At 64.1% G+C, this 11,861-nt stretch carries 12 protein-coding genes; 6 read left to right on the forward strand and 6 right to left on the reverse strand.

Annotated features, from left to right (window positions below):
* Positions 1-33: 33 nt before the first annotated feature.
* Both L0962_RS13420 and L0962_RS13425 read right to left on the reverse strand, forming a co-directional pair.
* Positions 34-1,611: a SpoIIE family protein phosphatase gene (locus L0962_RS13420; protein WP_234086962.1), complete on the reverse strand. Its 1,578-nt coding sequence runs from the start codon at positions 1,609-1,611 to the stop codon at positions 34-36.
* Positions 1,608-3,422, reverse strand: coding sequence for an ABC transporter ATP-binding protein/permease (locus L0962_RS13425; protein ID WP_234086963.1), 1,815 nt, complete (start codon positions 3,420-3,422; stop codon positions 1,608-1,610). The genes L0962_RS13420 and L0962_RS13425 overlap by 4 nt, the downstream gene beginning before the upstream one ends.
* 202 nt (positions 3,423-3,624) lie before the next feature.
* Between L0962_RS13425 and L0962_RS13430 the strand changes: the two genes are divergently transcribed.
* Genes L0962_RS13430 through L0962_RS13440 form a run of 3 tightly spaced genes read left to right on the forward strand, consistent with a single transcriptional unit; the run spans position 3,625 to position 6,187 of the window.
* On the forward strand, positions 3,625-4,806 hold the full coding sequence (locus tag L0962_RS13430; RefSeq protein WP_234086964.1) for an OmpP1/FadL family transporter: 1,182 nt from the start codon (positions 3,625-3,627) through the stop codon (positions 4,804-4,806).
* 6 nt (positions 4,807-4,812) lie between these two features.
* On the forward strand, positions 4,813-5,367 hold the full coding sequence (locus L0962_RS18340) for a DUF2802 domain-containing protein (RefSeq protein WP_234086965.1): 555 nt from the start codon (positions 4,813-4,815) through the stop codon (positions 5,365-5,367).
* 7 nt (positions 5,368-5,374) lie between these two features.
* Positions 5,375-6,187, forward strand: a complete 813-nt coding sequence (locus tag L0962_RS13440) for an SPOR domain-containing protein (RefSeq protein ID WP_234086966.1) — start codon at positions 5,375-5,377, stop codon at positions 6,185-6,187.
* 9 nt (positions 6,188-6,196) lie between these two features.
* Here the strand turns inward: L0962_RS13440 and L0962_RS13445 are convergent, their stop codons facing one another.
* Together L0962_RS13445 and L0962_RS13450 are read right to left on the reverse strand one after the other, a co-directional pair.
* A complete protein-coding gene (locus L0962_RS13445) occupies positions 6,197-6,505 on the reverse strand; it encodes a hypothetical protein (RefSeq protein WP_234086967.1) in 309 nt (102 codons plus the stop codon).
* 92 nt (positions 6,506-6,597) lie between these two features.
* The gene (locus L0962_RS13450) at positions 6,598-6,927 is read right to left on the reverse strand and encodes a tetratricopeptide repeat protein (protein WP_234086968.1); all 330 of its coding nucleotides are present in this window, start codon (positions 6,925-6,927) and stop codon (positions 6,598-6,600) included.
* A 40-nt stretch (positions 6,928-6,967) separates the two neighbouring features.
* Here L0962_RS13450 and L0962_RS13455 point away from each other — a divergent pair, with 40 nt between their 5' ends.
* Both L0962_RS13455 and recG read left to right on the forward strand, forming a co-directional pair.
* Entirely contained in the window at positions 6,968-7,351 is a 384-nt protein-coding gene (locus L0962_RS13455) for a RidA family protein (RefSeq protein WP_234086969.1), read from the forward strand.
* Complete coding sequence (gene recG / locus L0962_RS13460) at positions 7,348-9,384, forward strand: ATP-dependent DNA helicase RecG (protein ID WP_234086970.1); 2,037 nt, start codon at positions 7,348-7,350, stop codon at positions 9,382-9,384. Before L0962_RS13455 ends, recG begins: the two co-directional genes overlap by 4 nt.
* Here recG and L0962_RS13465 read toward each other — a convergent pair whose 3' ends face one another.
* Together L0962_RS13465 and L0962_RS13470 are read right to left on the reverse strand one after the other, a co-directional pair.
* Positions 9,385-9,912, reverse strand: a complete 528-nt coding sequence (locus L0962_RS13465) for a putative metalloprotease CJM1_0395 family protein (RefSeq protein ID WP_234086971.1) — start codon at positions 9,910-9,912, stop codon at positions 9,385-9,387. It abuts the gene before it with no gap.
* 32 nt (positions 9,913-9,944) lie between these two features.
* Complete coding sequence (locus tag L0962_RS13470) at positions 9,945-10,841, reverse strand: alpha/beta fold hydrolase (RefSeq protein WP_234086972.1); 897 nt, start codon at positions 10,839-10,841, stop codon at positions 9,945-9,947.
* Positions 10,842-10,969: 128 nt separating this feature from the next.
* Between L0962_RS13470 and L0962_RS13475 the strand changes: the two genes are divergently transcribed.
* On the forward strand, positions 10,970-11,716 hold the full coding sequence (locus L0962_RS13475; RefSeq protein ID WP_234086973.1) for a M48 family metallopeptidase: 747 nt from the start codon (positions 10,970-10,972) through the stop codon (positions 11,714-11,716).
* The last annotated feature ends 145 nt before the right edge of the window (positions 11,717-11,861 follow it).

The following is an 11,861-nucleotide window of genomic DNA, read 5'->3' on the forward strand; positions in this document are numbered from 1 at the left end:
TTTAAAGGCCGGTTCGTCCGGCCTTTTTTCATTTCAGGGACAGTCGATCACCATCAGCGATACATCATCGCCAGCGGTGGCGTCGCCGAGATGCTCGGCAAAGGCCGTTTCGATAGCCGTGAAGCGCATTGCCGGCTGGTTCGCTGTCAGAACGCGCAACAGGCGTTCGATTCCGAATTGGCGTCCTTCCCGATCGGCGGCTTCCAGCAGGCCGTCAGAGCAAAGGACCAGTTGTGCTCCAGCTGGCCACGAAAAGCCTGCGGGGGTTATCTCTTCCGCAGTGCAGGGGCTGATCCCAAGCGGCAGGTTGCTGGACGGAAAGCGGGATAAAACTTCTCCGTCCGGCGCTGTCAGGATCGCATCCGGCGTCCCACCGATCCAGACTTCGCCGCGGCGCTGGCGCTCATCCAGGCAGACCATCGTTGCCGCCACGAAGCGACCGATCGGCATCGATTCGCAGAGCTGCTGGTTGAGTTCGTAGACGATTTCCCGAATGTCGCGGTTTAACCGGGTCATGCGGTAGAACAGGGCAAGCACCGGCAGGACACTGATGGCGGCGGTGAGGCCGTGTCCCGTTGCGTCGGCCAGTAGTCCGTAGAGACGGCCTTCCGCAGAGCGGAAAGCGCCGACGATATCACCACTGAAGTGTTCGCTGGCGATGACCTTGTAGCGCAGGCCATGGTCCTTCAGACCCGGGCGATGCAACTGTTTTTCCATCAGGCGCAGGGCCAGCGTTTGTTCGCTATGCGTCCTGTCATAGTAGGCTTGGAGCAGTGCCGCGTTTTCCTTGAGCGTTTTTTCGGCGGCTTTGCGCTCCGACATGTCGCGTACCACGGCAACGAACAGTTTTCCCTCTTCGGTTTGCGCCACCCGGATGCCGACCGAAACCGGAAACAACGTACCGTCGCGCTTCATTGCGTCGCCGTCCCTTTCCGTGCCGGCCTTGCGATCCGTGTCGCCGGCGACTGCCGCATCGTAAGCCTGACGGTGACGGGACTCGAAGCTGTCGGGCATCAGCCGCTCGATGGACTGGCCAAGCAGTTCTTCTTCTCGCCAACCGAAAATCCGTTCGGTTGCACGGTTGACCGTAGTGATCCTTCCCCGCTCGTCGGCAGTGATGATGGCATCGAGTACATTGTCCGAGATGGCCTGCAGGCGCGCTGCCGAACTGAGCGCAGCTTCCTGCAGGGCCAGCGAACGCTGCATGGAGCGCAGCTTGGCCTCGAGAACGACAAAGTTGACCGGTTTGGTCAGGTAGTCGTCGGCGCCTGCCTCCAGACCCTCCACCAGATTTTCGTCCCGGCTCAAGGCTGACAGGAAAATGATCGGCGTCCATCTTGCCTGACTGGCCGCCTTGATTCGCCGTGCCGCCTCGAAACCATCCATGATCGGCATCATGATGTCGAGCAGGACCAGGTCGGGCTGTTCTTCGGCGAACTTCTCCACGGCTTGCGCACCGTCTGCCGCCAGGATGACCTGATGCCCCAGCTTCTTCAGGAATACCTGCAGGATGTGGAGGTTGGTCCGGTTGTCGTCGACAGCCAGAACTTTCATCTTGTCGAATGAGCGGTTCATATTAGCGGGGGGCAAGCCGGTGCCGAATCCTATCATGCGTCAGTCGCCTGCCCGTCGTCGGCCGCATCCTGCTGCAAGCGCCACATCCGCCAGTACTCGCCGCGCCGGGCCAGCAGTTCGTCGTGCTGTCCTTGCTCGACGATACGTCCGTGTGCCATGACCAGAATGTGGTCGGCGTCCATCACGGTAGACAGGCGATGGGCGATGATCAACGTCGTCCTTCCCTTGGCGGCCAGGCGGATTTCCTGCTGAATCTGGCGCTCGGTGGCGGAGTCGAGTGCCGATGTTGCTTCGTCGAAGATCAGGATGGCCGGGTCCTTCAGCAATGCGCGGGCAATGGCGACGCGCTGCTTCTCGCCACCGGACAACTTGAGTCCGCGTTCGCCGACGCGCGTCTGGTAGCCGTCAGGCAGCGAACTGACGAATGCGTCAAGATGGGCTGCCCGGGCTGCGGCAACGACCGCTTCGTCCGTGGCGTCCGGGCGCCCGTAGCGGATGTTGTAAAGAATGCTGTCGTTGAACAGAACCGTATCCTGCGGCACGATACCAATCGCCGAGCGCAGGCTGTGCTGGGTCAACTGCCGGATATCGTGGCCCCCGACCAGGATGCGGCCGCCGGTCACGTCGTAGAAACGGTAGACCAGGCGCGACAGCGTGGATTTTCCGGCACCGGAATGACCGACGACGGCAAGCTTGCCACCCGCTGGAATGTGGAAGCTGAGCTCGTGAAGGATGGGTCTTTTTGCCTCGTAGGCGAAGTCGACCGCAACAAAATCCACGGTCTGTGCCGCTCGCTCGGGCAGTATGCCGGCCTCGGCCGCGTCGGCGATTTCCCGTTGTGTGGACAGCAGGTTGAACATCCGTTCGATATCGGTCAGTGCCTGACGGATTTCGCGATAAACGATACCGAGAAAGTTCAGCGGCATGTAAAGCTGAATCAGGAAGGCATTGACCAGCACCAGATCGCCGATGCTCATCCGTCCTTCAACCACACCGTCGGCAGCGCGCCACATCATGGCGGTGACGCCGAGTGCGATGATCGCCTGTTGACCGAGATTGAGCATCGCCAGTGTGGTCTGGCTGCGCGTGCTGGCATCCTCGAGCTTCAGCAACTGCTCGTCGTAGCGCCTGGCCTCCCAGTCCTCGTTGTTGAAATACTTCACCGTTTCGTAGTTCAGCAGGCTGTCGACCGCACGGGTATTGGCGGCAGAATCGCTTTCGTTCACCGCGCGCCGGATGGCAATGCGCCAGTTGCTGACCTTGACCGTGAACACGATGTAAGCGCCCAGCGATACTGCGGTGATGGCCACGAAACCGATGTCGTACTGCACGAACAGGATGCCGAGCACCAGCGCGATTTCCACCAGGGTGGGCAGGATGGAATACAGCGTGTAGGAAATCAGGCTGGAAATCGACTTGGTGCCGCGTTCGATATCCCGTGAAATTCCCCCGGTCTGACGTTCGAGATGGAAACGCAGCGACAGCGTGTGCAGGTGGCGGAATACCTCCAGTGCGATACGCCGGATCGCCCGCTGGGTGACCCGGGCGAACAGGATTTCCCGCAGTTCGGTGAATGCCGAGGTGGCAAAGCGCAGCAAGCCGTAGAGCGCCAGCAGCATCGCCGGCATCGCCAGCAGTTGCTGGGGGCCGCTCAGGCCATCGATCATTTCCTTGAAAATCAGCGGAACGCCGACGTTGGCCAACTTGGCCGCCAGCAGGCAGGTCAGCGCCGCACCGACCCGCAGCCGGTATTGCCAGAGATACGGAAAGAGCAGGCGAATGGTTGCCCAGACATGCAGGTCTGTTGCCGGCGGGGCGTCGCGGGACTGTCTGCCGTGGTGTGCCATGGAAGCGATGGATAAGAGGATGAGCCGGCCAGTATAGAAAAAAGCCGGAAGCCTGCGGTGAGGATTTGCAGCGAATCGGTGGAATACCGTCAATCGTCAGGCTAAACCCTCGCCGCCGGGGTGCAAACGCTTCCCTAATTTCACACAGAAATGGAATAAAATCGCGCAATTCGTCGATTTCCCCCGTTGAAGGGAACACCCCATGTACAAGACCACCCTGCGAACCTTGCCCGCCGTGATCGCGCTGGCTTTTTCCGGCAGCGCTTCGGCCGCCGCTTTCCAGCTGCTGGAACAGAACGCCAGCGGCCTTGGCACGGCCTATGCAGGCTCGGCGGCAATCGCCGACAACGCCAGCACGATCTTCTTCAATCCGGCCGGCATGAGCCAGCTTGGTGGCGTGCAGGTCTCGGTCGGGGCGAGCCTCGTTGGGCCGAGCTACAAATTCCGGGATGGCGGATCGTCGGGGCCCTTGATCGGCAATGGCGACGGCGGCGATGCCGGCGGCTGGTCGGCGTTGCCGAATGCCTACATGAGCTGGCAACTGACCCCTTCGCTGACGGCCGGTCTGGGCATCTCCACGCCGTTCGGTCTGGCGACCGAATACGACAGCGGCTGGGTGGGGCAATTCCATTCGCAGAAATCCGAAATCCGCACGGTCAACATCAATCCGGCGATCGCCTACCGGGTGAACGACAAAGTGGCCCTCGGCTTCGGTGTCAATTACCAGAAGATCGACGGCGAACTGACTACCTCGCTGTCGCGCCTGACCGGTGACGACAAGTCCTGGGGCTGGAACGCCGGTGCGTTGTTCACGCTGTCGCCGGCAATGCGGGTAGGCGTTTCCTACCGCTCGGCCATCAAGCACACGCTGGAAGGCGAAGCCAACAACACGCCGGTACGGGCCGACCTGAAACTGCCCGATACCTTCATCCTGTCGGTCTGGCAGCAGGTATCCGACCGCTGGGAGGCGATGGGCGATCTTTCCTATACCCGTTGGGAAAGCCTGCAGTCGCTGGATGTCATCAATCGTGCGAACGGTACGCTGCTGACCTCGGAGCGTTTCAACTACGGCAATTCGTGGCGCATCGCCTGGGGTGCCGCCTACAAGGCCAGTGATGCCTTCAAGTTCAAATTCGGCGTCGCCTACGACCGGACGCCGGTGCAGGACGCCGATCGTTCCGCGCGTGTGCCGGACAACGATCGCATCTGGTTCTCGCTGGGCGGTCAGTGGAACACCGGCCGTTACGGCAAGGTCGATGTCGGCTACGCCTACCTCTACGTGCGCGATCCGAGCATCGACCAGAACAAGAACGGCAACATCCTGCACGGCGAATACAATGCGCATGCGCATATCGTCGGCGTCCAGTACTCGGTTGGATTCTAAGGGGCCGTGTTCGGCGGACTGCCTTCCCTGAACATCGCGGGCCTGAGCATCGGGCTGCGCGACGTCGTGTTGGGCCTGGTTGTCCTGGTCGCTGTTTATATCGTTTTCGTATTGCTGCGCATGCAACGGCTGCAGCGAGAGCGAGAGCGCTCGGCGCCGACGCCCGCCGCGCACCGGGCAGAATCGACGGGCGGGGAAAGCGATCCCGGCCTGGCTGCGGTCGACACGCTGGACGCGCAGGAAATCGCCGATGCCGATCTGCCGTTGCCTGACGTTCGCATTCCCGTCGGGGAAATCCGGCGCGACGACATGGCGACGCGGGAACTGGCCATGCTGCGCGACGAGGTCGATGCCATCCGCGGCGAACTGGCGGCATTGCGTAACGACATGCATCAAGAACTCGCCCATCTGAGAGCGACCCAGTCAGTCTCGCCGATCTATGGCGATGCGATGCAGATGGCAGCCGCCGGCTACGATGCGGCGACGATCGCCGAGCGTTGCGGGATTGCCCGTGCCGAAGCCGATCTGGTGGTTGCGCTGGCCCGCAGTCAGGCCCAGTGAGGAAAACATGACCGAAAAACCGAACGCTCCCGCCGCGGAAACCGCCGATAGCGGTGCCGACCTGCGTGGCCAGCTGATCCGTCGCTTGTCCGTTGCCGCCATCATCGTGGCGTTACTGCTCGGCATCCTGACCATCTTCGACTATCTCTCGCAGGCGCCGGAAGAGGACGAGGTACCGGTGTTCACCCAGCCGGTTCCCGTTGCGCCGAAGAAACCGGCAACGCAGCCGGTGACGCCGGTCGATGCCGTACCGGAGCCGCCGGCCGAGGACAAACCCGCATCTGCTGGCGAAGCTTCCACGGCACAACCTGTGGCAGAAACGCCGCCGCCGCCCGACGTTCCGGCGCAGCCGGCCGCCCCGGAGAATGCCGCCAGCCGTGAACCCGCACATGCGCAGGGCGGCGCGAAGCCGGTATCGCGTCCTCAGGCTGTCGTCCGGCCGGCCACGCCGGCCCGGCCGGAAATTGCCGCCGTTCCCGAGTCGACCGCAGCACCGCAGGTGCAACCGACCCCGTCGCCCGTACCCCAGCCTCAGCCCACTGCCGTCCCGCCGGCGCCGGCCCGTGTGCTGAGTCGGGAACCGTCGGCGGGCGCTTCCCGCCTGTTTTCGGGATTCGTGCTGCAGGCCGGAGTCTTCCGCAGCGTGCAGCGAGCTGAAGAACTGCATGCCCAACTGACCTTGAGCGGCGTTCCGTCGACGGTCGAAACCCGGGTGCAGGTCGGGCCGTTCAAGACGCGCCAGGAAGCCGAAGCCGCGCAGCAGAAGCTGCGCGAACTGGGGATCGATACCATTCTGGTGCCGCCTGCCGGCAAGCGTTGAATCCGCCGTTCAGGGCATGCCGGGAAGCCGCGGCAGACCCAGCGAGCGACGCGTGTCCCGATGCAGGCGCATGGCGTCGTCGAACGGATTGCCGCGCCGAGGTCCGTCGTTGTAAGCCGGAGGCGGCGCGCTGCGATAGCCGTCGCGGTAATACGGGTCGCCGTAGGGATAGCCGCGATAACCCGGGTAGCGATAGCTGTCCCGGTAGATCGCTTCGTCGCGGTAAGCGGCGTAGTCGCCGGGCCCAGTCGCGCAGGCCGACAGGCCGGCGATGGCGGATAGCATCAGGCACAAACGCAGGACGGCGGGATTTCGCATCGTTTCAATCGTACTCCGTGATGCCCGAATAACGTCCGGCACGGCGATCCGCTGACGCCATCCCGGAAATTCCTTGCCGGCCTCGACCATGCTCAGGCTTCTCCCCGGGCTTTCCGGATACGCCTGGCAAAAACGCCCATTTCCTTCGCCGCCTGGATGTCGCCGCGGGTTTCCGCGACGGCGATGCCCTGCTCATAAGCGGCGAGTGCGCCGTCGGCCTCGCCGGCTTCCGTCAGCGCCTTGCCAAGTGCCTTCCAGGCGGCCGAATAGCTGGGGTCGACGTCGACGGCGGCGCGAAAATGGCGGGCGGCGTCGGCCGGTGCGCCGGCTTTCAGGTATTCGTTGCCGAGCGAGAAACGCAGCAGCGCGCCGTCGCGCGGGCCGTCGACCATCTTTTCAAGGGATTCGATGCGCGGGTTCATCTAAAATCGTTGCTTTCGTGTTGAGACAAGGAAGTTTCCCATGGCCAAGACCATCATCGCCACTCCGAACGCCCCGGCCGCCATTGGTACCTATTCGCAGGCCGTCAAGGCGGGCGATACCGTTTACCTGTCCGGGCAGATCGGGCTCGATCCGGCCACCATGCAACTGGTAGACGGCATCGATGCGCAAATCGTTCGCGTCTTCGACAACCTGAAGGCCGTTGCCGAAGCCGCCGGTGCATCGCTGGCCGATACCGTCAAGCTCAATGTCTATCTGACCGATCTGGCCAATTTTGCCAAGGTGAATGAGACGATGGCCAAGTATTTCAGCGAGCCGTATCCGGCGCGCGCCGCGGTCGGCGTCAAGGAACTGCCGCGCGGCGCCCTGGTCGAGGCCGACGCGGTACTGGTCATCGGCGGATGACGGCAAGCGGCCCGGTAGCGATCCGGGCATCCGACGCGCTGCGCAAGAAGCTCGCCAAGCTCGGCTTGCAGACCGAAGCCGATCTGCTGGTTCACCTGCCCCTGCGTTACGAGGACGAAACGCGCGTCACGCCGCTGTCCTACGCCTTTACCGGCGAGCCGGTGCAAGTCGAGGTGGTGGTGCTGAGCAACGAGGTGCAGTTCCGGCCGCGCCGGCAAATGGTCGTGCGCGCCGCCGACGACAGCGGTGAGCTGACCCTGCGTTTCTTCAGCTTCTATCCGAGCCAGCAGGCGGCGCTGGCGGTCGGCTCGCGGGTTCGCGCCTTCGGCGAGGTGCGCGGGGGTTTCTTCGGGCTGGAGATGGTGCATCCGCGTTTCCACAAAGTCGAGGAAGACACCCCGCTGCCGACGGAAATGACCCCGATTTACCCGTCGACCGCAGGATTGGCCAATTCGGCGTTGCACAAGCTGATTGCCCGGGCACTCGATGACGGCGACCTGGCCGACAGCCTGCCCGATGAAATCCGCCAGCGCCTCAAACTGCCGGGCTTCGCGCGCAGCCTGCGCTTTCTGCACCGGCCGCCGCCCGGCACCGAGCTGGATACGCTGCATGCGCGCAACCATCCGGCCTGGCGGCGGGTTAAGTTCGACGAGGTGCTGGCCCAGCAACTGTCGCTGCGTCGTGCCTACCTGGCCCGCCGCGAGCAAGGCGCGCCGGTGCTGGTGGCGCAGGACGACCTCGGCGCCCGCCTGCTCGACCGTTTGCCCTTCGGCCTGACCGGCGCGCAATTGCGGGCGATGGCCGAGATTGCCGGCGACCTCGCCCAGCCTTACCCGATGCAGCGCCTGCTGCAGGGCGACGTCGGCGCCGGCAAGACCATCGTCGCCGCGCTGGCGGCCTGCCAGGCGATTTCCGCCGGCTGGCAGGCGGCCTTCATGGCGCCCACCGAAATCCTCGCCGAGCAGCATTACCTGAAACTGCGTGACTGGCTGGAGCCGCTCGGTGTGCGCGTCGCCTGGCTGTCCGGCAGCCTGAAGAGCAAGGCCAAGCGCGAGCAACTGGCGGCGACGGCGGCTGACGCGCAACTGGTGGTCGGCACGCACGCGCTGATCCAGGACGGCGTCGACTTCGCCAGGCTGGGCCTGGCCATCGTCGACGAGCAGCACCGCTTCGGCGTCGCCCAGCGCCTGGCGCTGCGCAAGAAGGGCAGCAACCCGCACCAGCTGATGATGTCGGCAACGCCGATCCCGCGCACGCTGGCGATGAGCTACTACGCCGACCTCGACGTTACCGTGCTCGACGAGCTGCCACCCGGGCGGACGCCGATCAAGACGCGGCTGGTCGCCGACAACCGGCGCCAGGACGTCGTCGGCTTCGTGCAGAAACATGTCGAGGAAGGCCGTCAGGCTTATTGGGTATGCCCGCTGATCGAGGAATCCGAGGCGCTGCAGTTGCAGACCGCGCAGGACACCTATGAACAGCTATCCGTCGATTTGCCGGGGTTGACCGTGGGATTGGTGCACGGCCGGCTGAAGGCCGACGAGAAGCAGGCAGTGATGGGCGCCTTCGCCGCCGGCGAGATCGACGTGCTGGTGGCGACGACGGTGATCGAAGTCGGCGTCGATGTACCCAACGCCAGCCTGATGGTCATCGAGCACGCCGAGCGCTTCGGCCTCTCGCAGCTGCACCAGCTGCGCGGCCGCGTCGGCCGCGGCCAGTACGAATCAAGCTGCGTGCTGATCTACGCCGGGCCGCTCGGCGAGATCGCCCGGCAGCGCTTGAAGATCATCTTCGAGCATACCGACGGTTTCGAGATTGCCCGCCAGGATCTGCAGATCCGCGGTCCCGGCGAATTCGTCGGCGCTCGCCAGAGCGGCGTGCCGCTGCTGCGCTACGCCGACCTGGAGCTCGACGCCGATCTGGTCGACATGGCGCGGGAGATTGCCGAAGAGATGCTGCGCGATCATCCCGCTGCTGCCGAAAAGCACCTGCAGCGCTGGCTCGGCTCGCGCGAGGAGCTGCTCAAGTCGTGATCAGGCCCAGGCCTGAATCCGATTGCCGCTGGCCGTGCCGAAATTTGCCGAATACGCCCGGTTGACCGCAGCACTGCGGTCAACCTCGCCATTTGCGGCATTTTCGTTGCCGCGTGTTGCCTTATCGGCCTGCGCTTCCTGAGCCATCGATGCCGCCTGGGCGGCAACCGCCCGATCCTGACCGGACGGGTTGGCGGGGGCCAGTGCCGCGGCGCGGATGCGCTCAGCCTTGGCCAGGGTTTCTTCCGGCGTGCTGCCGGGCGATACGTCGATGCCGACTTCACCGCCGATCGCGTAGTTCTTGCCATCCGGGCCGCGCTGGTAGCTGTAGCTGGCGCCCGACACGGCCAGCCCGCCGGCGGCGGCCAGGTGCGCCTGTTCGTGCTGGCGGACTTCGCGATCGCGGGCCTGCAATCTGGCGACCAACTGCTGTTCGTCGTCGCTCAGCTGCTGCCGGTTGCCGGCCTGTGCGCCGCCGGCGGCAGGGCTGCCGTAAGTGCGATAGCTGGCGGAAGAGGCGACGAGCATGGGTAGCGATAATCCGGGGGCAGGCTTTCAGCTTAGTCCGGATTGGCCAGGAATTCCTCGACGATGCGTGCCACCGCTTCCGGCTGGTCGTGATGCATCATGTGGTCGGCCTCTTCCACCCAGCGTTCCTGCAGGTTCGCGAAACAGGCCTGACGCGCCTCCCAGTCGCCCGGGCGGGCGGCAAAGTCACGGATCACCCAGCTCTGCCGCGCGGCAACCCAAAGCACCGGGCAGACGATCTGTCGCCAGATCGCCATCGATTCCTCGAGCCGGAACAGGTAGGGCGAGAAGTTCTTGTGCCAGGGATCGCCGTTCCAGATCACCCCGTGGCGCGTGCTGCCGCGCTTGTCGCTGCCTTCGCCGATGCGTGCGAGATGCCTGGCCAGAAAGGCGGCGCGTCCGGCCGGCAGGTAGGGATCGCTCTTCATCAGGCGTCGCGCGAAGTGTTCGCGGTCGGCATAGACATGCAGGCTGGGAGGCGTCCGTCGCTGATCCAGCCACTGCCGGTAGCGCTCCGTCGCCATCTCCGGCTGGTGCGGCGCAATGCCGAAACCTTCCAGCGAGATCACCCGCTCGACGCGCGCCGGGCGGATGCCGGCGTACAGACAGGCGACGATGCCGCCCATGCTGTGACCGACCAGCGTGACCTTGCCGGCCGGTGCGTAGTGGTCGAGGATGGCTTCGAGGTCGCCGATGTGTTCGGCGAAGTAATACGGCCGGTGCAGCCACTGCGACGGCCCGAAGCCCCGCCAGTCGGGCGCGACGATGTTCCATTCGCCGGCCAGCGCATCGACCACGAATTGCCACGACATCGAGACGTCCATCCAGCCATGCAACAGGAACAGCGTGGGCGCGTCGGGGTTGCCCCAGCGGCGGATGTGCAGGCGGACGTCGGGCAGGTCCAGCGTTTCTGAGCGGGATGGCAGCATGATGGCAGTGTCGGAAGGGGAGCCGCCATTTTAAGGCGAGAAGGCAAATCTCCCGTGCCATGCCACGCCAATGTGTCGGCGGCATATAATCGGCGGTTCAACCGATAACCAGATGGAGAGAACCGCTCATGAACCGTCGTGATTTCGTCTTGTGGACCACGCTTTTTTCCGGCATCAGTGCCGTTAACAACGCCGCCGCCCAGTTCAATTTCGGCAAGATGCTCGAAGCCGGTAAAACGCTGATGGACTCCGAGACCCTGTCCGATGCCGACCTGCAATCCTATTTCGACCAGATGGCCGCCGACAGCGACGCCAAGAACAAGCTGGCGACGCCCAAGGACGCCTACGGCAAGCGCATCGCCAAGCTGTCCAAGGGGCTGGAAAGCTACGACGGCCTCAAGCTCGACATCAAGGCCTACATGACGCCGGAAGTGAACGCCTTCGCGATGGCCAACGGCACCATCCGCGTCTACAGCGGCCTGATGGACAAATTCACCGACGATGAAATCCGTTACGTGATCGGTCACGAAATCGGTCACGTCAAGGCCGGCCACACCAAGGCGCGCATCCAGATGGCGATGCGTACCAGCGCGCTGCGCGGTGCCGCTTCGGCGACCGGCGGCAAGGTCGCTGCCCTGGCCGAATCGCAGATGGGCGAACTGTTCGAACAGGTGATCCGCGCCCAGCATTCGCAAGCCAACGAAAACGAAGCCGATGACCGGGCGATGGCTTTCATGAAGAATCATCGCTATCCGAGCATGGCCTGCGTCACGGCGCTGGAAAAGCTGGATGCGATGGGCGGCGGCGGGGCCTCCTGGTTGTCCACCCACCCGAGTCCGCGCGAGCGGGCCGAGCGTATGCGCGCCCAGGCCTGATCGCCGGAAATTGCCCGAAACCTGCGGTCGACCGCAGGTTTCGGCAAAAAATCCAGCGGGGCGCCTCGCGGAGCGCCGCCGGAAAACACAGGCTTTTCCCAGGAAAGCCGGATAATGGCGGCCGCTTCGTTGTCACCGCCATTTC

This window comes from Azonexus sp. R2A61 (assembly GCF_021401135.1).
GTDB lineage: Bacteria > Pseudomonadota > Gammaproteobacteria > Burkholderiales > Rhodocyclaceae > Azonexus.

What these genes read in the sequence shown, in the direction of transcription:
- L0962_RS13420 (WP_234086962.1), bottom strand. Translation starts at nt 1,611, where the DNA reads ATGATAGGATTCGGCACCGGCTTGCCCCCCGCTAATATGAACCGCTCA.
- L0962_RS13425 (WP_234086963.1), bottom strand. Translation starts at nt 3,422, where the DNA reads ATGGCACACCACGGCAGACAGTCCCGCGACGCCCCGCCGGCAACAGAC.
- L0962_RS13430 (WP_234086964.1), top strand. Translation starts at nt 3,625, where the DNA reads ATGTACAAGACCACCCTGCGAACCTTGCCCGCCGTGATCGCGCTGGCT.
- L0962_RS13440 (WP_234086966.1), top strand. Translation starts at nt 5,375, where the DNA reads ATGACCGAAAAACCGAACGCTCCCGCCGCGGAAACCGCCGATAGCGGT.
- L0962_RS13445 (WP_234086967.1), bottom strand. Translation starts at nt 6,505, where the DNA reads ATGCGAAATCCCGCCGTCCTGCGTTTGTGCCTGATGCTATCCGCCATC.
- L0962_RS13450 (WP_234086968.1), bottom strand. Translation starts at nt 6,927, where the DNA reads ATGAACCCGCGCATCGAATCCCTTGAAAAGATGGTCGACGGCCCGCGC.
- L0962_RS13455 (WP_234086969.1), top strand. Translation starts at nt 6,968, where the DNA reads ATGGCCAAGACCATCATCGCCACTCCGAACGCCCCGGCCGCCATTGGT.
- recG (WP_234086970.1), top strand. Translation starts at nt 7,348, where the DNA reads ATGACGGCAAGCGGCCCGGTAGCGATCCGGGCATCCGACGCGCTGCGC.
- L0962_RS13465 (WP_234086971.1), bottom strand. Translation starts at nt 9,912, where the DNA reads ATGCTCGTCGCCTCTTCCGCCAGCTATCGCACTTACGGCAGCCCTGCC.
- L0962_RS13470 (WP_234086972.1), bottom strand. Translation starts at nt 10,841, where the DNA reads ATGCTGCCATCCCGCTCAGAAACGCTGGACCTGCCCGACGTCCGCCTG.
- L0962_RS13475 (WP_234086973.1), top strand. Translation starts at nt 10,970, where the DNA reads ATGAACCGTCGTGATTTCGTCTTGTGGACCACGCTTTTTTCCGGCATC.